This window comes from Mycobacterium sp. 23 (genome assembly GCF_048287075.1).
GTDB lineage: Bacteria > Actinomycetota > Actinomycetes > Mycobacteriales > Mycobacteriaceae > Mycobacterium > Mycobacterium gordonae_B.
Genome location: NZ_JBLVUX010000004.1, coordinates 189,509 through 210,330, shown reverse-complemented (window position 1 = coordinate 210,330; position 20,822 = coordinate 189,509). Strand labels below are relative to the sequence as shown.

Genomic DNA, 20,822 nt, shown 5'->3' with positions numbered 1-20,822 from the left:
GATGGGGGATGTGTTGTGTTGACAAAGGATTCCCATGTGGCGCGCATCCAACGTGATGAGTGGCTAGAGCTGACACGTACGCAATCCCTTCTTCCGACACAACGAAGGTTTCCATTCAGGACGACGCGGGCAGAATCGACGATGACAGTGCCAAGCGAGACGCAGATGGACTCAGAATCGGTGCCCGACGAGTCACGAATAGAGTTCTACGAAAGCTATTTTCGCGCCCATCACGGCCTTTCCTGCAGCCTGTTCACGGCATCCGATGGGGAGCGGTTGCACGTCTACACCGCCGGTCCCGACGCGGCGTCAGCGATACTTCTGTGCAACGCGCCGGGAATGTCGGTTGAGTTCGTTCGCCCCCTTGCCCATCGGCTGGCCGGAGCGTTCCGTGTGATCACATGGGAGTCCCGTGAACTGCCGGGCGTGTATCACGACGCCCAGTCATTGCGGCATCTGATGGATCGTCAGGTGCGTGACGGGCTGGAAGTACTCGCTCACTTCGGCGTGTCCGGCGCGAAGCTGCTCGGCTGGAGCGCCGGGACGCGGATTGCACTAGAAATTGCCTCAATATGGGATGGCGCCGCCAGCAGTTTGGTCCTGATGAATGGTGCCTACCCGACTGAACTCGCAGAACTCACCGCGCTGACACGGAAATATGCCGACGATTTGCAGCCTGGTCCGACGGGAAGCGATGACACACCGGCGCGGGCGGTGGAAACGGGCGCAATATTTATGACCCGCGACCTCAGCGGTGCCAGACCAGGCAGTAACGCGGCCGCCATGTATCCTTTTGGCCCGCCACAGCGACCTGCCGAGAATATCCGGGCCTACGCAAAACTGCTTCTGTCGCAAGCGGATAACGCGCTGGACCTGAGCAAGCTACCGTACGTTCCCGCGCTGATCCTGACTTGCGATGGGGACGTGACCTCACCTCCCAGCTCATCCACTCGCTTCGCCTCAGAGGTCCCACTGAAGGCCCAGTGTATTTCGTTCCCAGCTGGCGACCACTTCTCGCTGTACTGGGACCCTCGATTCATTGACGCCGTCGATGACTTCGTCAAGTGCTCGGAACTTACCGAAACCGCCAGTAGCCCCGATGTCGCGGCAACGCCCAGGTTCGGAAAGGTCGCCACTTCTACGGTGGGTGCGGGGGAGAGGATCACCGTGGCGGCGCTGTCGAAGCGGTCACCGACACGCGCACTCGCCTAACGGCCGTCAGTCTCGTCGCGACCGATCCTGCACATGCGTTCCCCCCAGAGTTTAGGCTCGCAGCACGCGATCCTGATAACATCGGTACACGTCCGGTGTCATCGCGTGAAACGAGAGTGTATGGCCGAGAGTGCTTCACTTGGGCTTCAAAGTAATTCCGGGCTGGCGCAGAAGCTGAACAAATTGTTCGAGGTCATGCGTAAGCCCTCGGATGCGCCGTTGTCTAACGCCGCGGCGGCGGAGGCGATCAAAGAGAAGACGGGCGTATCCATCAGTGCGGCATATATATGGCAATTGCGTAGTGGCCTGAAGACAAACCCCACTGTTACGCACCTGCAAGCGATGGCCAAATTCTTCGGAGTGCCGGCGTCCTACCTGATCGACTCCGACTCTGAGCCGGAGATCGAAGGGCAACTCAACCTGCTGCAAGCACTGCGAGACAGTGGCGTGCGTGATTTGGCAATGCGCGCTTCGGGGCTCACCCCGAGCGCGATCACCAACATCGCAGCAATGGTCGACCACGTGCGTCGATTAGAGCACCTGCCGCCGGTCGCCAATGATGAAGGGACATCCAAGTAGATGGCGGTTGCGAGCAATGACATTCTCGATTTGGTGCGCGCTTTGCCCATCCCCACGCCCTGGAATCGAAATGTCTTCGTCGAGAACCTCTCGAAAAAGCGCGGTCGCGCGATCACGCTCGTCCCTACAGACACCGCGTCACTGGGGCTCGGCCCCTGCGGACTGTGGCTTTCCCGTGACGACGACGACCTGATCCTGCACGAAGTAGGGACTTCGGAGTATCACATCGATCAAATTGTCGGCCATGAGGTCGGGCATATGTTGCTGGGGCACGATCGCATCGATGCCTTCGGCAATAAGAAGGAACGCCAACGCGATTTGTGTCGCTACGTGTTGCCCGATATCGACCCCGAAACGGTTCGGGCAGTCTTGGGGCGCACCAACTGCCCCGGCGACGAAGACGAACGCGACGCCGAGAGGTTTGCTTCTGCGCTGATGCTGGCCGTCGCTGATGCCAACGAACGGCGATCGATTGTGCGCAGCGCCTTTTTCCGCCGACGATGAGCCCGGTCCTTCCAGACACCACCGCTGACCGGTGACGAAGTTCATCATTGTCATCGATCGTTTGTGGTGGCGGCGGGCAGACCTCCATGTGAAACACTTTTTCACGGTGCCTGCACACGTGGCGGTGTTTCAGTGACCCCCTCCGCCGTCCCGGCCATGATCGCCTGGCCATTCATCGCATTCATGACAGTGGTACTACTCGGGCGCTACCGGTGGTTCAACGAAAATCTCTCGGAAAAGTACATCAACAACACCCTGGCCTTCTTGTGGGCGGCTCAGCTACTCCGAGAACCCTTCGTGCAAAGGCAGATGATCGATTCAGCATTGGTCACGGAGCCCGGCGTGTGGCAAATAAGTACCGCGCTCATGGGCTACAGCTTCACCGAATTCATCGGATTCAGCATGCTGTGGTCAGGGATGCCCGAAGCGGAAACCCGCCGCAAACACCGGTACTACCGTATGGCGGCGATTCTGCTAATCACGGGATTTCTGATCTGCGGGACCCGTGCCCGCCTTGCCAACAAGCCCCTAGAGCTCCTGGTGGGGTGGGATTCAGTGACAACGCTGAGTTGCCTCACGGCCATGTTGATGGTCCTGGCTATACGTCTGGTGTGGAATTCCCTCAGCGAGCTGCGGGCGGCCAATAGCCCCCGGGAACGCTGGATTGCACTGAGCACACTGCTGATGGGGGTGTTCGGCGTCGGAATCGTAGTGCAAGAGGCTGCGCTGCAGCTGTTCGACCAACTCGGCTGGACTCACACCGCTAGTTACCGCAAGGGGTCGCACGAGGACGGTCTCTTTTTCGGCATCCTGGCGCCGTTTGTGATGGCCGCCGTCCCTCTCGCGCTGAAGCTGCTCCGGTCGCTCGGGCTGGATCGCACCACTCGAAGCTGGCACAAACTGCAACCCCTGCGCCAGGCGATGAGAGCCGTCACCCCAGAACGCTTCATCGATTCTGACGACGAGGAGTTCGGGCGGCGGGGAAAGTCGACACTTCAACTGCACGACACCGTGGTCGAGATCCGCGACGCCATCTTGCGCCTGCGCCCCTACGTCCGCGCAATACCCGAGGATGAGGTGATTTGCTTCCTGGATGTGTCCCAAACTGTCCGTGCCAGCGAGCGCGAGGCCGCGCTTGCTGCGCTGCGTCTCGCTCACGCCGCGAACGCGAAAACTGCCGGCATCACCCCCGATCCCCCCGAAGGCGACGCCGCGCTGATCGTCACCTCAAAAGCGACAACCCTCGAAGAAGAAGCGGCCGAACTGCTCACGCTGGCGAAATGGTGGCCCAGCGCGTACGCCGCAGCCACCTCCGTGGCCCCCACGAAAGCGAGCCCAACACCATGACCACGCCCACCGCCACGGCCATCCCGCACTCCCGCTTCCGGCTTCCCTTGCTTGGTGATCTCCTCACCATCGACTTCACCAGCCCTGTACTAGGAACGACCGACAAGCTGCGCAACTCCACCGACGGAATCTTCGAACAGCGCATCTTCGCCCTATCAGCCATCGCTATCTCCGATGCCGCCCTCATCGAGGAAGTCAACGACGAAACCCGATGGCAAAAACACGTCGGTCCGCTCGTCGACAAGCTGCGCCTCACCCTCGGAGACGGACTCTTCACCGCCTACAACGATGAACCCAACTGGCACAAAGCCCACAACATCCTGATGCCCGCGTTCACCAAGACAGCCATGAAGAACTACCACGACAGCATGGCCACCACCGTCGAAGAACTTGCCCAGGCATGGAAAGACGCCAGCGCCAAGCGGTCGTGGATTGACATCCCCGCCCAAGCCAACCGGCTCACCGTCGAAATCATCGCGCGCGCAGGATTGGGCCACACCTTCGGCAACCTCAGCGATCCGGGGGAGAACGCATTCAGCGCAGCCATCATCAGCGAACTGAGCTACGTGCGGCGCGCGATGCGCGTCGACCCGATTCCCTTCTACACCAATCTCTTCGGGAAGAAACGCTATCAGCAGCACCTGGCCGACAGGGAGTTCATCCGAAACTTGGTCTGCGGCATTGTCGATGCGCGCCGCAACAACCCGGCACCAGGACCAACCGAAAACATGCTCGACATCATGCTCCACAGCGCCGATCCCGAGACGGGGGAGAAGCTGGACTCGGAGAACGTTGTCAACCAAATCCTTACCATGATGGCAGCCGGTAGCGAGACGTCAGCTAACACCATCTCGTTCGCCCTGCATTATCTGTCCGCCCACCCCGACGTGGCGGCTCGCGCACGCGCCGAAATCGACCAACGCTGGCCCGAATCTGACTTTCCGCGCATCGAATTCGACGACATCGCCAAGTTCAGATATCTGCGGCGGGTGGTCGACGAAACGCTGCGCCTGTGGCCCGTAGCCCCCGGTTACTACCGTCAAGCTCGCAGCGATACCACCCTCGGCGACGGCAAATATAGCTTCCGGAAGGGAGATTGGGTGGCTGTCGTCCTGCTGGCCGCCCACCGCTCCCCGGCCTGGGGGCCCGACCCCAACGAATTCAACCCCGACCGATTTCTCCCCGAGAACCTACGCAAGCTGCCCCCGCACATCTACAAACCCTTCGGCACCGGGCCACGAGCCTGCATCGGCCGCCAATTCGCACTCCACGAAATTTGCTTGACACTCGCCGCGATCCTGCACCAGTTCGACCTGGAACCCAAGCCCGGTTACCACCTCAAGATCGCCGAAACACTGACCCTGAAACCCGCCGACTTTCAGTTACGCCTGCACCCGCGACATCGACCTGACAACCCCAGCTAGCCGGGCCGCTGACGGCGAGTGCCAGCACGGCCACCTCAAAGCAACTGGCCGCCAACAGGCGAGAGGAACCGACGATGCGCCTGCCATTCCTGCCCCTACCACTGTGGGTCGCGCGTGGGGTGATCGACCTTCGAGAACGGCTGCTGGGCCTCGCCGACGCCACAGTCCCTGGGGAAATCACGCTGTTCCTCGACGTCATCTTCGGGCTGCAGAAAACAAAAATCGCCGGCGTTCTCGTCACCTCCGGCATCGCCGATGCCCTTGGCGAAACCTCTCGGCGGCCAGTCGATCTGGCCGACGAACTCGGATTAGATTCTGACGTGACAACCAGGATCGTCAACGCCGCGATCACGCTGCGACTGATCAAACGTGACCGCACCGGACGTGTGCGCTTGACCAGAATCGGTGCGCCGCTGCGCCGTGAACACCCCAAGTCGATCGCATCCTGGGCCGCCTACTACGCAGACCCAGACACCGCGGCGGTCTACGCCCACCTTGACCGCCAACTACGCGATGGCGCCGAAATATCCGGACATCGAGCAGCATTCGGCAAATCGCTATGGGAATATCTAGGCGATCGCCCAGAACGAGGAGAGGCGTTCGCAGATGCGATGCGCCAACTCACCGAATTCGACCTTGCCGGGATCGCCCAGTCCTACCCCTGGCCGAAGCACGGAACCATCTGCGACATCGGCGGCGGAGTGGGACACCTGCTTGCAGCCATCCTCGAACAGCGCCCGCATGCGCGAGGCATCCTGCTCGACACACCGGAAGTACTTGAGCGGGCAGACAGATTTCTGCGCCAACAAGGGCTCGACGATCGGATCGAAACCCGCGCCGGCGACCTGTTCGGCCAACTCGACGCTCACGCGGACGTGTACACGATGAAATGGATCCTGCACGACTGGAGCGACGACGCATGCCGCGACATCCTCAAAAGCGTACGCGCCACCATGCCGACCGGCTCCAAGCTAGTCACCATCGATCAACACCACGAATCTGCCCGCCCCAACGCCTTCACCGCCATGGCCGACGTGATGATGCTCGTCTTCTGCGAAGGCGGGCGAGAACGCTCACCCCAGCAAGTGCAAGCACTGATGCGCGACGCCGGGCTCATACCGGGACCAGTTCGCCACTTCGGACCGACAATGCTCGTCGAGGCCACCGCGCCCTAATGGAAGCGGTGAAGATCCTGGAAGTGCAGCCGCGAAGGACTCCCCGCGTAAGGGGGGTGCGCAGCGTTCAGATGCTGACGGCGGGAACTGTGGAGGCCCTCCCCGGCCGAAACGCACTGAGATTTGTTCGAAATGGCTTGTCCTGTAACTGGTGCCGAGCTAGGAAGTGAATGGGTGTCGGGAGGGAGTCGGAGGTGGTCCTAGTACCGTTCGAGCCGCAGGACAACACGCCATGCGGCCGGCCCTGAGTTCGGTGATAGTGCGGGTTATCTCGGGCAATTCTGGGCGGCCGAGGCGGTCGATGGCTGTGCGGGGGGACCCGGCTGCCTCCAGGCTATCTCGTTTCTCTAGGCCTCCGAGGAGGTTAAGTGTCAAGTCCTGATCGGCTTCTCGCCTCGGCGAGCAGTCTCACTTCGGTTGCGCGGTGGCAAACTGAGAGTCGAGTCGGGCGTGGGATCAGCGCTTCACCCCGGATTAGCTGGGACGATCAACCCGTGTCCGGCATCATCGAAACTGTCCCCAGATGAGTTGCTGACCACCCCGCGTGCGGTTCGCCGGCGGATGGACTTCGACCGACCGGTCCCGCAGGAGGTGATCAAGGACTGTGTTCGCATGCCTTACCGGCACCGTCGGGTTCAAACCGCCAGGGGCACTTGATCGTCATCACCGACCCTGACCAGCGCGCCCGGCACGCTGACCTCTACCGCGCTGCCTTGACGAATACCGTGCATCGGCGACTCACGACGGGGGCCTCTTCGCCGCCGGCGGCGAACACAGCGCGGACTCATCAGGCGCGGTCAAGGCGGTAAAACGATGAAGGTCTAGCCCGGATTTTTCGTATCGGATGGTGTGAGCTGATTCTGATTCCGAGTTGTGTTGCCGGGTAGTGTTTTTGGTGTGATGGTGTGATCGATCTGTCCCGTGTCGCCGGGTGGGGCGGGCTTTCCAGGGCCGGTAGGTCCTTCGTGATCGGTGGGCAGTCGGGCTGGCGGTTATCCGAAGGCGGTGCGGATGGTCTGCCAGGCGATTGCGATGGGGATGGCCCAGCGCCAGGTGAGGTCGATGCGTAGCCGCGTCCTGCAGGGCGCCGCGGGTGATGCGTGCGGCGACGTGCAGGACGCGGTAACGGAAAGTGGTGATCTCGACGCGGGCCAGGCCGGGATCGTTTCTGAAGCCGATGAGTCGGCACCAGGTGACCAGATCGGCAGCGGCGAGGGTTGTCTCGAGCCAGGCGGCTTTGGCCCAAAAGGACTGGCAGGGCAGGTTGCGAAGGCCGGTGGCCTTCAGTTCGCGGATGCGGTCTTCTACGCGGGCGTGTTGGCGGTGCCGTAGTTCCAGGCCGGCGACCTGGCCGGGTACGACGCCGGGGGGCGTGTCGGTGATGAAAGGCGGTGACCCGCATGCCGTCGGCGTCGGTGAACCGCAGCTGCGCGCCAGGATGGGGTCGTTCCTTGCGCAGGATCAGCCGGGTGCCGGGCGGCCAGCTGCTCAGGTTGACCAGAGTGGTGGCCTCGGCGACCCAGGCGCCGTCGCGGAGCCCACCTGTGGTGTCGATCGCCGGGTACCAGCCCTCGGCGAGGTTGAGGGTGTCCACGGCGTCTTGCACCCGCCAATCGACGGGGTAGCCGAAGGAGAACCCCACCCCGGCAGCGTGGCAGGCGTCGGCGAAGTCGTGAGTGGCCCCGGCGGTATCGCAGCGCACCAGAACCTTCGGCCGGTCGGGATCATCGCCACGACTCGGGTCGGGTCGCCACGGCGCGGGCAGCGCCGCCAGCGCTTGCTGCAAGACGATGACGGGGTCACTGGCGGTATGGAGCCGGCGTTGCCGGTGCGCAGCAGCCCGGCCAGGGCCTCGCCACCGGCGATCTCGGGGCGGTCCAGGAACGCCAGCAGCGGATGGTGCCCGAACGACTTCTTCCAGGTCGGCGTCGCACCGATCTTGTTGTCGGAGTGGTCGATCACCAACGTGGCGTCGTGCCGTTCTCATTCACGTTAGGGCAGGAGACTCCGAGTGGTTTTGTGGACACCCGTGGCATGACACTGTCGCGGAGCCAAGTGTTCACGCTGTACTCGGCCTCGGTCCCGACTGAGTTCCAGGCCCTGCTCCTCAACGACGGCAACGGCGACCCGCTGCGGATCCTGGCTCCCCGGAGCGCCCAGCCCGGCGGCTTGGCCACCTGGCTCGATTAGCCTATCGACGCCTTCTGGTCGAATTATCAAGCTAACCAATTCATTACGACGGCCCTGGCTACACGGTGACTGGACAGGTCGACGCCAGCGGCCTTTTCCAGTACAGCGTTACCCCGGACGGGGGGACCGCCTCGATGTATACGTGCGCCCGAGTCGGCACAGCTGGCCGGGCACCCGGCGCCGGCCACCACCAGGAACGTGAGGAGGCAAATGATGCAGACCTCCTGCCTGCCTGACTAGGCACAACGCGTCTTGGACCGCTATGCGTATTCCGGGAAACGGCGGGATGCGGTACTGCTGCGCTTGAACTATCTCTGTGATAGCCGGCTCGCCGAGACCGGACTGCTGCAGATTCGCTTGACGTCGTGCTCACGCCTGGTTTCATGCTGCACCCGTATCGTCGGCGCGGACAATAGGGGGAGCGGGCACGGAGAAGTGGCTCGAACCGGAGGGCGACGCGCTTGGGCGCTGCGCTGCTCAAATCGCGAACAGCGTTGCCCCGAACAAGATTGCCATCGCAGCTGCTGTCATCGCCTGCGCGACATCGCCGAGTGGCCCGAGACGCGTTGCGGTGTGCCGCTTCTCGACGAAGTATTTGGATACCCAGAAAACTGCGGCGACCGTGAAAATGACGGCTCCGAGCCAGTTCATTGCGGTGAACCAGGTGGGTACTTCGTTGCTCGCCTGTTCATTCATCGCCGCCATATCCATGCCGGGCATCGGAGTGCTCGGCGAGTGTGGGGAATGAACGGGGAAGGGGTTGTTCATAGAGGCATACATCCACGCCGTCGCCAGCATCATCAACGCGTGATACCCGTTGGACATTCGGGGATAGCGTGTTCGGTTCGCGATGATGGCTATCACGACGAACCACAAGGCCGCCAGAAGGAAGAACACGGCGGGTCCGAGAGTGGGTACCCGTGTGCCCCACGGCCAAGCCATCACGGCCATGGAGATGGCCATCAGCAGGTGTAGACCGTGGCTGACCGCCGCGGTGGCCGAAAGGCGTCTGATGAGAAGCGGTAGGCCGCATTCAGTGGCTCCCAACGCAAAGAGTGCCGTGACGACCCAGCGCAGCAGCAAATCGTGGATCATAAGATCGCAGGCCGCTCCGATCGCGGTGGTTGAGGAGATTGTGGATCGCCGGGACAGCAGTCCGTTGTCATCGGTCGCGGCCGAAGCGCCGAAGGCGCAGGGAGTTGGTGACCACGCTTGCCGAGGACAGCCCCATGGCGGCGCCTGCGACGACGGGATTCAGCAGCCCCAATGCCGCCAGGGGTATGGCGGCTGTGTTGTAGCCAAAGGCCCAGCCCAGGTTCTGGTGAATGGTGCGCAGCGTCTGCCGGGAAAGCTGGATCGACCGCACCACACCGTCGAGGTGGTCGGACATCAGGGTGATGTCTGAGGCCTCAATGGCCACATCGGTGCCGGTTCCGATCGCGATCCCCAGGTCGGCTTGCACGAGTGCCGGGGCGTCGTTGACACCGTCACCGACCATGGCGACCAGCCGGCCCTGCTCTTGAAACCTACGGACCTCGTTGACCTTGTCTTCGGGCAAGACCTCGGCCAGCACCTGGTCGATGCCGACCTGATCGGCGATGGCTGCCGCAGTGCGGGTGTTGTCGCCGGTGATCATGGCGACCCGCAGCCCCATCGCATGCAGCTGACGCACGACGTCGCGGGCGTCGTCTTTAATCGTGTCGGCGACCGCGAGCACGCCGACCACTCGATCATCGCAACTGACGAATACCGCTGTGCGGCCTTGGGCTTCGAGTTCGGCGGCGGCTGCCGCCAAACGATCGGGCAATCGCAGGCCGTTTTCCTCGATGAGTTTGCGCCGGCCCACTACCACGCTTCGGCCCTCAACATCGGCCCGCACTCCGTGGCCAGCCAGGCTGCTGAACGCCGCAGCGGTCGGAACCTCGATGCCGCGCTCACGGGCGCCGGCGACAATGGCCGCGCCGACGGGATGCTCGGAGCCCGACTCGACTGCGGCGGCAAGCCCCAGGACAAGATCAGTTTCCAGCCCGTCATCGGCGATGACGTCGGTGAGTTGCATCTGGCCGCGGGTGAGGGTGCCGGTCTTGTCGAACACCACGGTGTCGATTTTCTTCGACGCTTCCAAAACCTCGCCGCCTTTGACCAGGATGCCCATTTCCGCGCCGCGGCCGGTGCCGACGATAATTGCGGTGGGTGTGGCCAGCCCCAGCGCACAGGGGCAGGCGATGATCAGCACTGAGACCGCCGCGGTCATGCCCGCGAGCGGGTTGGCCGCGAAGATCGCCCAGCCGGCAAACGTCAGGGCGGCCACGCCCAGGACGGCGGGAACAAATACCGCCGAGACCTGGTCGGCCAACCGCTGGACGGGGGCTTTGCCGCCTTGGGCCTGCTCGACCAGGCGCACGATCTGGGCCAGCGCGGTGTCGGCCCCGACGGCAGTGGCACGCACGGTCAGCAGCCCATCGATGTTGACGGTGGCCCCGGCCACTGTGTGCCCCACCGATTTCTCGACCGGCACAGATTCACCGGTCAGCATGGACTCGTCGACGGCGGCACGTCCCTCAATGATCCGGCCGTCGACGGGAATCTTCTCCCCGGGTCGTACCAGCAGCAGGTCGCCGACTTGCACCTGCTCCACCGGCACCAGAATCTCTTGGCCGTCGACGAGCAAGCAGGCTTCCTTGGCGCCCATTTCTAGTAGTTTGCTGATCGCCTCGCGGGTCTTACCGGTCGCTCGGGCCTCGAAATAGCGGCCCAACACCACGAAGGCGATGATCAGAGCCGCGGTGTCGAAGAACAGCGGCCCCCCGGCGATGAGCTGGTAGGTGGAGTAGGCGAACGCTGTCAGCGTGCCCAACGTGATCAGCGTGTCCATGTTGGCCGTGCGGGCCCGCGCCTGCTGGAGGGCCCCGGTCAGGAACGGCCAGCCGGCCACGAATTGCACCGGCACCGTCGCCGCGAAGGCCAACCACCCCACCCAGGAGGCGCCGAACACCATGGGCGCCGCCATCGATACCAACCCCAGCGGCACGGCCAGCCATACGCGTCGCAGCCACTTGCGCTGCTCGCCGTCGGCGTCTGCCGGTGGCACCCCGTGACACGACGCCGCTGGCTGATGACAGCCGCCCTGGCCGGCAACCGATTCGGCTGCAGGGCCGGTCGCGAGTCCCAACAGCCGATAAATCCCGCCGGCAATTTTTTGCACCACTCCGGGTTCGCCGGATCGCGCGGAGTGGGGGGCGCGTGCGGGGACCGATTCCGCGGGCGTGTGCTGGGCGTCCTCGATCGCCGACATGACCGCAGCAGTGTCGCAGTCATCTGGCGAATACCAGATCACTACCGAGGCCGATCGCGGGTAGGCACGGACCGCCAGCACACCGGTCACCTTGGCAACAGCATCTTCGATCGCGACCGCCCGTGTTTCGTCGAGGTCAAAACCGTTGACGCGCACACGTATTCGTCCGCCACCCTGGGAGATGATGGTCAGCGTGGGGCAGATGTCAAGACCAACCCGGGTGTCAATGGCAGGCATCGCCGGCCTTGGGAGTCGAGGTCGAGGTTGTCGGTACCACCGTGGGGGGTTCGACCCGTTCTCCGATGCGGTCTGCTGCCTCAGCCAGGACGTCGGCCACTGCCAACCGAGCACGCTCGGCACCAGCTTTGGTCTTACGCTCGGTCGCGCGCGCGGCGCGAAGGCCCACAGCGGTTGCGCTGACCGTCACCTTGCGCCAGGGCGCCTTCGCCAGGGCCTCATAGGCCGCGGCGCCGACGACTCCGGTCACCACGGTAGGCACCGCCTTCACCAGAATTCGCTGCCACGCCATCTTGAACACTTCCTTCCCATTGCTGGCTGTCACGGGTTGCGGACAGTCAGGTTCTCAATACGCCCGTGTCGCTGTGCGGCACCTGGTCAGCAGGCGCAGTCCTATCCATGGCCGAGACCGTACCCCCATAGGGTACCCGCCGCAAGCGGGGAATCGGAAGGTCGGGGCGGATCGCCGGCAAGCCGGCAGGCCGTGACCTGAGCTGCGCAACGGGCCACAAGCGGCCGCCGGGAGCGTGGCTGAGCTGCGGCTACAACCTCGGCCCGGGTATCGGGTCGGCGGCGTCAGGTCAATGCCGAACGCAGGAGCCATCTCGGCCGCTGGTGGCGCGAAATGCCACGTTGCTGGACGTGCTGGCGGGTATAGTGGCGTCGAGGACGTCATTGGTGGCCGACCACGAACGCTCAGCTCGCGGCAACGAAGTGAACCACCCGATGACCAGAATGCTGGGAGTGCAGGTGGCAACCACATACGGGTATGCGGCGAATAAAGACGCATACGCTAAGCGCCTACGCAGAGTCGAGGGCCAAATCCGCGGTATCTCCAAAATGATCGACGAGGATAAGTACTGCATCGACATCCTGACCCAGATCAGCGCGGCCAGCAGCGCGTTGCGGTCTGTGGCTTTAAACCTTCTCGATGACCATCTCGATAGCTGCGTCAGTCAGGCAATCGCTGAGGGCGGCGCACAGGCCGACGCGAAGCTCACCGAGGCTTCGGCGGCGATCGCCCGACTCGTGCGCTCCTAACCGTTGACCCATCGCCGACTGCTTGCGGACCGCTCACCGGCGTGGGTGATCCTTCGCGGCCGGTTTAGGATGGCGCGCTCGTGTGATGTCGGCGCGGGGGCGCACCGGCTACCGCAGTGGTGCTGTTGAGAGCACGTCCCATAGCGGCCCCGCCGTAACGCCGATCCCCAGGCTCAATGCTGCCGCAATAATCGCGGTGCGCGCAGACCATTCGCCGGTGGTGAAATCACTAAGAATTTCGGGCTTCTGGAACACCGGAGCGATCCAACGCAGATAGTAGACGAGGCTCAGCAGGCTGTTGAGGAACACCACCACGGCCAACCACGCGAGACCACCGTCCCATACGGCCATGGCGGTGGTGAGTTTTGCGACGAAGACACTGGTGGGTGGGGTGCCGACCAGTCCGAGCAGCGCCACCAGCAGCGCCCCGGCCAGCCAGGGCCGGGTGCGCGCCAGGCCACGGTAGGCGCTGAGGTCGCGCCGATCGGGCAGCGCGGTGCTCACCGCGAACGCCGCGCTGTTGGTCAGGGTGTAGCCGATTAGATAAAACAGCAACGACGGAAGGGCCAGCCGGCTGTGGCCGGCGACGGTGATCGGCACTAGGAGGTAGCCGACCTGGCTCACCGTCGACCAACCCAGGAGCCGACGGGGATCCTGCTGTCCGTAGGCGGCCAAGTTGCCCAATGTCATACTCGCGACAGCGAATATCGCGATCAGCAGTGGCCATGCAACCGTGTGCGGCACCACGGCGGCCACGCGGTACAGCGCGATCAGTGCGCCGATTTTGGGCACTGTCGTCAAGTAGACTGCCGCGACACCATGGGCGCCTTGGGTGGCGTCGGGAACCCAGAAGTGCCCGGGCACGCCGCCTGCCTCGAACATCAGACCTGCCACCACGGCCACGACCCCTGTCACCACCACCGCTACCGGAGCGCCTCGCAATTGTGCGGCAAGGTCGTTGTAGCGGGTGGCCCCGCTGATCCCGTAAAGGACGGTCACACCCAGCAGCAAAGTGATCCCGAACAGGGCGCCGATCAAGTAGGTCTTCACGGCTGCCTCGGCCGCCTGGCCCGAGCGCGACAGTCCGATCAGCCCGTAAAGCGGGATGCTGGCCAGCAGGTATCCGGTGGCCAGCACCAGCAGGTCGTCAGTTCCGGCGAGCACCATGACGCCGGTGGTCGAAAACAACAGCAGCGCATAGGTTTCGCTTTCCCGCGCCGTGGCTGTGATGTCGTCGCCGGCCAGCGCCAGAACCACCAGAACGCCGATCGCGGCGGTGATCCGCGCCACCGCGGTGGTGGTGTCGGCGGCGAAGGCTCCGTCGAACGCTGTCTGATCCGGTGCCGTGATTCCTACCGCCGAGACTACGACGACACCGATAAGCGCTGCGGCTGCGACGATTCGGGCCCACCATTGTCGCTGGCGCGGCATAAACGATCCGCCGATCAGCACCAGCAAGCCACCGCCGAACGTCAGCATCTCCGGCAGCATCAGCAGCGGCCGCATCGCAGTGTTCACAAGCTATCTCCCCACCAGCCCGATCAGCGTGTGTGACGCCGGCTCGATCACATCCAGCAGTGGGCGCGGCACAACGCCGATCAAGATCGAGAGCGTGAGAAGCATTCCTGCCGAGCCGGTTTCGGAAGGGTGCAGATCGAGGAAGTTGTGCGAGTGGCCGCGGGTCTGGCCGGTGAAGATCCGCTGCAGGGCACGCAGAAATAAGGCTGCGGTGATCAGGATGCCCGGGAGCGCGAGCGCGGTCAGTGGTGTGGCGGCGATGGCGCCGGTGAAGATTTGAAACTCGGCGATGAAGCCGGAGAATCCCGGCAACCCTAAGGAGGCGAACGCGCCGAGTGTGAACAGCGCAGCCAGCTTCGGGGCGGGTCCAGCCAGGCCGCCGTAGGAATCCATGTCGTAACTGCCGGCGCGGTCGTAGAACACCCCGGCGAGCAAGAACAGCGCCCCGGTGATCAGCCCGTGGCTGACCATTTGTGTGACCGCTCCGCTGACCGCCACCGCACGCGCCTGGTCGCTGCTGGGCGAGAGCAGGCCGGCAGCGCCGAGCGCCAGCACGATGTAGCCCATGTGGTTTACCGAGGTGTAGGCGACCATGCGCTTGAAGTCCTGCTGCGCCAATGCAACCAGGGCTCCGTAAAGCACCGAGACGACGCCGACGGCGATGATCGCCCAGGCCCACGCGCGCCAGGCGTGTGGCAGCATCGGCATCGCGATTCGCACGAACCCGTAGGTGCCCATCTTCAGCAGTACCCCCGCCAGCACGGCCGAGCCGGTGGCCGGAGCGTCGGTATGAGCGGGGGGAAGCCACGTGTGGAAGGGCACCGTGGGTGTCTTGACCGCCAGACCGAGCAGGATCGCCGCGAGGACCAGCCCGCCGGTCAGGGGGCGATCTGCCAGCGGGTTGGCGGCGATCAGCTCGAGCATGTCGAAGGTGTGCGGGTTGGCGGCGATGTACAAGCCGATGAAGCCCACCAGCAGCGCCAGTGAACCCAGGAAGGTATAGAGGAAGAACTTCAGCGCCGAGCGGGCGGAGTTACCGTGCCCCCATCCGGCGATCACGAAGTACATCGCCACGATCGACAGGTCGAAGAACACGAAGAATAAGATCAGGTCCGCGGCGACGAACAGACCGAGGCTCACGGTCTGCAGAAACAGGAACAACGCCGCCTGCGATCTGGGCCGGTCGCGACCCCGCAGCCCATAGAGCGCGCAGGCTAAGAAGATCACCGCCGACATGAGCACCAGCGGCAGCGACACACCGTCGACCCCGATGTGGTAGCTGCTGTTGACCCCTGGGATCCAGCGGGCCCGCTCCTCGAAAGCCAGCCGGTTGGGGCCCGGTGTCGTATAGCGTGCCCACACCAGCATCGTCAGCGACAGATCCGCAGCGGTGACGGCGACCCACACCCAGCGGGCTGCGGCTTTGCCCGACTTCGGTATCGCAAGCACACCAGCTGCCGCGGCCAACGGGAGAAAAACGATCAAACTGAGCACCTGGTCACCTCACCGCTATCAGAAGCAGGACGGTTGTCACGACCACCACCACGGCGGCGAGGTAGTACTGGTGCAACTGACCGGTCTGCGGCTTGCGCGCCAGTGCCCCGAGCTGACGTGTGCGCGTCGCCAGCGATTCCACCGCGGCATCGACACGACGGTCATCGATGCGCGCGGCCCACCGGCCGGCTCGCAGCGACCCGGCAGCGACCCGGTCCACGGCGCGGTCGAGAACGCCGTCGTCGAACCGGGCCAGCGCGTGAGCCAGGCGCAGGGTGGGACGGGCGACCACGGCGGTCGCCGCCCGTTGCAGACCGAGCCAGTCGGCGGCCCACCGCGGCTCGGGCACGCCCCAACGCGCCACCGCAGCCACGACCAGAAGCGCCAACAGCGCCGAGGTGGCCAGTTCCGCCGGGGCCGGGTGGACCGTCGAACGGTGGTCGAGGACTCCGCTGAGTGTCGACACGATCGGCGGCAATGCCAACACCCCTGCCACGGCGGCACCCACGGCGAACACCAGGATGGGCAACTGTCCAAAGACGTTGAGCCCTTGAGGATTCGGCGAATCTCCGATCGGCGCTGGGGCACCCCACAGCGTGATGAGGATTTTCCCCGCGTAGGCCGCCGACAGCGCGGCGGCCACCAATCCCACGAGATAAAGAGCGATCGAATGGTCGAGCGCAACCGCTAGCACCCCGTCCTTGGTCGCCCATAACGATAGCGGCGCGATACCCGCCAAAGCGGCCGCACTGATGGTGGCGGACCAGCCGAGCAGCGGCCATCGCCGGGCCACACCGCGCAGCGTGTCGAGCTGCTTGGTGTCCAACAGTGACAGCCATGCGCCGGCGGCAAGGAAGAGCCCGCCCTTGGTGAAGGCGTGCGCGACCAGCTGCGCGGCGCCGCCGCTGATCGCCCCGACCCCAGCTGCCATCACCACGAATCCGAGCTGCGCCGCGGTGGAGGCGGCGAGCAGCTGTTTGAGGTCGCGTTGAGCCACCGCGACAGCACCGAGCAACACCGCGGTCACGGCCCCCGTCCAGGCCGCCCATTCGGCCGCCCATCCCGTCGCTGCCAGTAGCGGCTGGATACGCAACAGCAGGTATGCGCCCATGGCCACCATCGCTGCGGAATGCAGTAACGCGCTGACGGGGCTGGGGCCCTCCATTGCCCGGGAAAGCCAGAACGAAAACGGCAGCTGCGCCGCCTTGCCCAAGGCGGCGATGAACAAGCCGACCGCAATGACGTTGCGCCACGTCACGGTTGCCTGGGGCAGGTCGGCCAGCGCAAATCCCGCGCCGCCGGCAAGCGCCGCGCCGGCGCCGACATACAGCCCGAGATCGGCGCTGCGGGTGGTCACGAATGCGGTGAGGCCGGCCGACATTCGAAAGTCGTCGCGCCACCAGAAGCCGATCAGCGCATACGACGCTGCCCCCATCACCTCCCACGCGAGCAGCAGCGCGGGCAAGGTGGCGGCTGTTGCGGTCAGCAGGGCGGCGGAGGCGAACAACAGCATCAACCCGTGGAATCGGCCCGCCGCTTCGCGGATGTCCGCCACGGCGAACATCAAGACGAAGAAGGTGACCATCGCGACCGCGGGGACCACCACTGCCGACAGGCTATCGACGGACAACCCGAACTGCCCGCCCGCGACGAACGCGACGCTGACCGCGGGGTGAGTGATCGCGACCACGATCGACAACGCCACTGCAACCGCCGACACCGCGATCGATATTCCAGGCGCGAACCGATCCCCGCGGCGCGTGAGAAGCAGTGCCGCGCCGCAGCCTGCCGGAAGACAGATCAACAGCCATAAGGCTGGCTGCGTCGTCGAAGTCACCCCGTTCACCCGGCCAAGTCGGCAGCCGAGTCGGTCATGTCTGTGCGGCGCTCCCGGTGCAGCAGCGTGGCCGCCGCGAAACCCATCGCCATCTCCACCGTCATGGCGGCGATGATCACCAGCGCCATCACCTGTCCGGCCGGTGCGGGTGAACAGAACCACCAGAATCCGCCGGCCGCCAGGATGACGGCGTTCATCATCAGCTCGAGGCCCATCATCACCATGACCACGACTTGCTGTGAGAGTGCTCCGTAGAGGCCGACGCTGAATAGCGCCGCGGCGACCAGTAGCACGGTTTGCAGCGTCATCGGCCCAATCCGCCGGGTTGTGGATCGCTCGCGGGTTTGCGCTTGAGATTGTCGCCGAACCGGTCATAGCGGCCGCGGCGGGCGGCCAGGACGATGCCGGCGACGATGGTCGCGACCATCACCGGGCTGATCACCGTCATGGCCAGCATGCTGGGGCCCATCAACTCCTGGCCGAGGGCGAAGGTCAGATCCTTCGGCGGTGCGCCGCGCCGCGCCGGCCAGTCGGTCAGCAGGATCCCCGACCCCAGCATCACGAACGTTCCGATTGCGGCGGCTACGGCGCGTCGGTTGTCGTGCACCATGCTCATGGGCATCAGCGCCGGGTTCATGCCCATGAACATGACCATGTAGACCGCCATGACCGCCATCTCCATCACCATCATCAAGATGATGACGATGCCGATGTAGTTCTGCTGCAATAGCACAACCACTATGCCGACCGCGATGAACGAAATGGCCAGAGCGTAGGTGGCGCGGGCCATGGAGTCGACGACGAAGACCGCGGTTCCGGCCAGCACGGCGGTCACTGCTAGGACGCCGAACACGATGTGGACAGTCATGAGAGTCACTTCCTCACTACGATCTCACTGCGATGATGGCCACGACGAGGTCTTGGACAAGCGTGAGCGGCAAGAGCACCATCCACCCGATCTCTAAGAACTTTTCGGGCCGCAGCACCGGAAGCCGGCTGCACAGCCAAACGAACACCGACAGCACGGCGATGGTCTTGAGCAGCACCCACGACCAGGCCGGTAGGAGCGGACCGGCGCCGCCGCCGAGGAACATCGGCACCGCGAACGCCGCACCGGCCGCCAGGAGGCTGTAGCGGCCGGCCTGGAATACGAGTCGATCCACGCCGGACAGTTCCGCGCTGACACCGCCGGCAATATCAGCTCCCAGTGCCGCGGAAAAGGGTCCCCACACCGAAAAGGCCACCACCCCAAGGCAATACACGACGAACGCGACCGGCATCCATACCGCGAACCACAGCCCTTGTTGAGCGGCGGCCACATCGGCGACCCGGAGACTCTGCGCGGCGACGGGCGGGGCGACCAGCGCGAACATCAGCGGCATCTCGTAGCCGAGCCCGTGAGCCAGGAATCGATACGCGCCGACGAGGGGATGGGCGGAATTTGCACCCCACCCGGCAAGCCACACCAGTGCCCACACCATGACATCCATGGCGTTGAACCACATGACCCCGACGTCGAGATCGGCCAGCGTCCAGCGCCCGAGCGGCACCACAGTCACCATGAGCGACGCGGCGAGAATCAGCCCCACTCCGCCGGCGCGCCACAGCAACGTATCGGCGGCCACGGTGGTGCGGCGGCGCTGCCGCATCAGCCGTGCGACTTCGTAGAGCGCAGTGCCCGGTTTGCCGCCGTCAGCCGCGAGCACGACGTCGAGGGTCGCCGCATAGAAGCCGAGGCACAGCAGCAAGGCGACACCGGCCAGCGCCCAGGCGCCCGAAACCACCGTGACCGAGACCTCAGCCATAGCGACCGCCCGGATGCGGTGTGGTGTCGATGCCCAGGCTGGCGATCACCAGCCGGGCGGCCCCGACGTCCAGTCCGCTCACCAGCCCAGGCACTGCGTCGAAGACGCCGGTTGCAGCTGCGGCGACACCGCTTGGTCCCGTCGTGAGCGCGTGCCGCGCCATGTCGACCTGGGCGAGGAGGCGGTCGTAGCAGTCACCGGCCAGGGCCGTGGGCAGCTCGAGGGTCTTGCAGTCCTCGGGGGTCAGCGATGCGACGTCGCGCAACGACCAGCGCAGCGTTGGCGAGCGGCGAAGTTTACTGTGCAGGGTGTCCAGCAGGGAAGCGGCGTGCCCGGCGTCGGCCTCGCCGAGCAGCTCGTCCCGCGCGCGACGGGCGATTGCGGCCGCACCAGGCCAGGCGGCCAGTGCCAGCAGATCAACGACATGATCACAATGTCGCGCCGCGAGGTGGGCCCTCGGTCCGGGCGGCGGAACGTGGTCGCCGACTTCTCTGTCGGCGATCCACGTCTCGGCTTGGGTGAGCACGTCCCCCTGCAACGAGCACCGCACCACCAGCCCCGCGGGCCAGTAGCGCAGGACCGGCCCAAGGCGAAGGTGCAGCACATCCATTTCCAATCCGTCACGGTCGTCGCCACCTTCGGCCAGCGCAATCCCAGCCGGCGCCATGTCCATCCCACCGTGGTGCATGTGCTGGTGTGCGCTGTGGTCCGTGTGCTCGGGCTTGCCGCGACTGCGGGCGTTGTGCTCGGTGTGCTCGTGCTCGACGTGGTTGCCGTGCTGGTGGTGCTCGTGCTCGCCGTGGTTGCCGTGCTGGTGGTGCTCGTGCTCGCCGTGGTTGGTGGCGTGGTGCTCCTGGTGCTCGTGTTCGCCGTGGTCATTGCCGTTCAGCTCCGGAGATTGCGCCCGCTCGCGCGCGTCCCGGCGGTGCACTTCGACCTCGGCCAACTGCATGGCCGCACGGTGCAGTGCCGATTCGACCGCGCTGGAATCGGGCAACTCGACGCGAACCCGAGGACCTGGCATCTGATCCCAGACCCGGTCGATCGCCTCATTCAGTTCCGGTCCCGGTGTACCGCAGATCGCCAACACGTCAGCGTCCGCGGGGGATTCAGCCACGCACCAACCGCGGACTCGAAGTCGGTGTTCGGTCTGTGCGCGCACCA

Annotated in this window: 19 protein-coding genes and 1 pseudogene; 8 read left to right on the top strand and 12 right to left on the bottom strand. The window is 64.7% G+C overall.

The features are described from left to right. The first annotated feature begins 165 nt into the window (after window positions 1–165). The 6 genes from ACNQS7_RS01180 (at window position 166) to ACNQS7_RS01155 (ending at window position 6,241) form a co-directional block, all read left to right on the top strand. The gene (locus ACNQS7_RS01180; protein ID WP_065136021.1) at window positions 166–1,212 is read left to right on the top strand and encodes an alpha/beta fold hydrolase; all 1,047 of its coding nucleotides are present in this window, start codon (window positions 166–168) and stop codon (window positions 1,210–1,212) included. A gap of 120 nt (window positions 1,213–1,332) precedes the next feature. After that, the gene (locus ACNQS7_RS01175; protein ID WP_055581884.1) at window positions 1,333–1,791 is read left to right on the top strand and encodes a helix-turn-helix domain-containing protein; all 459 of its coding nucleotides are present in this window, start codon (window positions 1,333–1,335) and stop codon (window positions 1,789–1,791) included. Further along, window positions 1,792–2,295, top strand: a complete 504-nt coding sequence (locus ACNQS7_RS01170) for a hypothetical protein (protein WP_055581883.1) — start codon at window positions 1,792–1,794, stop codon at window positions 2,293–2,295. Window positions 2,296–2,451: 156 nt separating this feature from the next. Further along, a complete protein-coding gene (locus ACNQS7_RS01165) occupies window positions 2,452–3,642 on the top strand; it encodes a DUF6545 domain-containing protein (RefSeq protein WP_065136023.1) in 1,191 nt (396 codons plus the stop codon). Further along, window positions 3,639–5,066, top strand: coding sequence for a cytochrome P450 (locus ACNQS7_RS01160; protein WP_082986592.1), 1,428 nt, complete (start codon window positions 3,639–3,641; stop codon window positions 5,064–5,066). Before ACNQS7_RS01165 ends, ACNQS7_RS01160 begins: the two co-directional genes overlap by 4 nt. A 74-nt stretch (window positions 5,067–5,140) precedes the next feature. Further along, window positions 5,141–6,241 carry a methyltransferase gene (locus ACNQS7_RS01155; protein WP_055581881.1) on the top strand — a complete coding sequence of 367 codons (1,101 nt, stop codon included), beginning with the start codon at window positions 5,141–5,143 and terminating at the stop codon, window positions 6,239–6,241. Between the two features lie 738 nt (window positions 6,242–6,979). On the opposite strand, the gene ACNQS7_RS01150 is transcribed toward ACNQS7_RS01155, so the two are convergent. Together ACNQS7_RS01150 and ACNQS7_RS01145 are read right to left on the bottom strand one after the other, a co-directional pair. Next, window positions 6,980–7,528, bottom strand: coding sequence for a hypothetical protein (locus ACNQS7_RS01150; RefSeq protein WP_371934630.1), 549 nt, complete (start codon window positions 7,526–7,528; stop codon window positions 6,980–6,982). A 151-nt stretch (window positions 7,529–7,679) separates the two neighbouring features. Next, window positions 7,680–7,943 (bottom strand): annotated as a pseudogene (locus ACNQS7_RS01145) (IS1380 family transposase); the annotation flags it as partial. Window positions 7,944–8,275: 332 nt separating this feature from the next. Here ACNQS7_RS01145 and ACNQS7_RS01140 point away from each other — a divergent pair. Continuing rightward, window positions 8,276–8,431 carry a hypothetical protein gene (locus ACNQS7_RS01140; RefSeq protein WP_156781195.1) on the top strand — a complete coding sequence of 52 codons (156 nt, stop codon included), beginning with the start codon at window positions 8,276–8,278 and terminating at the stop codon, window positions 8,429–8,431. 477 nt (window positions 8,432–8,908) lie between these two features. Here the strand turns inward: ACNQS7_RS01140 and ACNQS7_RS01135 are convergent, their stop codons facing one another. The 3 genes from ACNQS7_RS01135 to ACNQS7_RS01125 all read right to left on the bottom strand — a co-directional run bounded on the left by ACNQS7_RS01135 (window position 8,909) and on the right by ACNQS7_RS01125 (window position 12,255). Continuing rightward, window positions 8,909–9,526: a DUF5134 domain-containing protein gene (locus ACNQS7_RS01135; RefSeq protein WP_055581878.1), complete on the bottom strand. Its 618-nt coding sequence runs from the start codon at window positions 9,524–9,526 to the stop codon at window positions 8,909–8,911. Window positions 9,527–9,593: 67 nt separating this feature from the next. Beyond that, complete coding sequence (locus ACNQS7_RS01130) at window positions 9,594–11,888, bottom strand: copper-translocating P-type ATPase (protein WP_418011126.1); 2,295 nt, start codon at window positions 11,886–11,888, stop codon at window positions 9,594–9,596. A 61-nt stretch (window positions 11,889–11,949) separates the two neighbouring features. Then, window positions 11,950–12,255 carry a DUF1490 family protein gene (locus ACNQS7_RS01125; protein ID WP_055581889.1) on the bottom strand — a complete coding sequence of 102 codons (306 nt, stop codon included), beginning with the start codon at window positions 12,253–12,255 and terminating at the stop codon, window positions 11,950–11,952. A gap of 443 nt (window positions 12,256–12,698) precedes the next feature. Here ACNQS7_RS01125 and ACNQS7_RS01120 point away from each other — a divergent pair, with 443 nt between their 5' ends. Further along, window positions 12,699–13,004: a metal-sensitive transcriptional regulator gene (locus tag ACNQS7_RS01120; RefSeq protein ID WP_055581888.1), complete on the top strand. Its 306-nt coding sequence runs from the start codon at window positions 12,699–12,701 to the stop codon at window positions 13,002–13,004. Between the two features lie 108 nt (window positions 13,005–13,112). Here ACNQS7_RS01120 and ACNQS7_RS01115 read toward each other — a convergent pair whose 3' ends face one another. Genes ACNQS7_RS01115 through ACNQS7_RS01085 form a run of 7 tightly spaced genes read right to left on the bottom strand, consistent with a single transcriptional unit; the run spans window position 13,113 to window position 20,775 of the window. Next, complete coding sequence (locus ACNQS7_RS01115) at window positions 13,113–14,510, bottom strand: NADH-quinone oxidoreductase subunit N (protein ID WP_055581876.1); 1,398 nt, start codon at window positions 14,508–14,510, stop codon at window positions 13,113–13,115. Window positions 14,511–14,525: 15 nt separating this feature from the next. Beyond that, window positions 14,526–16,016 carry a complex I subunit 4 family protein gene (locus ACNQS7_RS01110; RefSeq protein ID WP_133450220.1) on the bottom strand — a complete coding sequence of 497 codons (1,491 nt, stop codon included), beginning with the start codon at window positions 16,014–16,016 and terminating at the stop codon, window positions 14,526–14,528. Window positions 16,017–16,020: 4 nt separating this feature from the next. After that, window positions 16,021–17,853 carry an NADH-quinone oxidoreductase subunit L gene (locus ACNQS7_RS01105; protein WP_418011117.1) on the bottom strand — a complete coding sequence of 611 codons (1,833 nt, stop codon included), beginning with the start codon at window positions 17,851–17,853 and terminating at the stop codon, window positions 16,021–16,023. Window positions 17,854–17,858: 5 nt separating this feature from the next. After that, window positions 17,859–18,161, bottom strand: coding sequence for an NADH-quinone oxidoreductase subunit NuoK (gene nuoK, locus ACNQS7_RS01100; RefSeq protein ID WP_055581874.1), 303 nt, complete (start codon window positions 18,159–18,161; stop codon window positions 17,859–17,861). Beyond that, window positions 18,158–18,721 (bottom strand): NADH-quinone oxidoreductase subunit J, encoded by a 564-nt coding sequence (locus ACNQS7_RS01095; RefSeq protein ID WP_133450219.1) that lies wholly within the window; start codon window positions 18,719–18,721, stop codon window positions 18,158–18,160. Before ACNQS7_RS01095 ends, nuoK begins: the two co-directional genes overlap by 4 nt. A 16-nt stretch (window positions 18,722–18,737) precedes the next feature. Then, window positions 18,738–19,658: a complex I subunit 1 family protein gene (locus ACNQS7_RS01090; protein ID WP_418011116.1), complete on the bottom strand. Its 921-nt coding sequence runs from the start codon at window positions 19,656–19,658 to the stop codon at window positions 18,738–18,740. Continuing rightward, window positions 19,651–20,775, bottom strand: a complete 1,125-nt coding sequence (locus ACNQS7_RS01085; RefSeq protein WP_231752709.1) for a hypothetical protein — start codon at window positions 20,773–20,775, stop codon at window positions 19,651–19,653. The genes ACNQS7_RS01090 and ACNQS7_RS01085 overlap by 8 nt, the downstream gene beginning before the upstream one ends. Window positions 20,776–20,822: the final 47 nt, after the last annotated feature.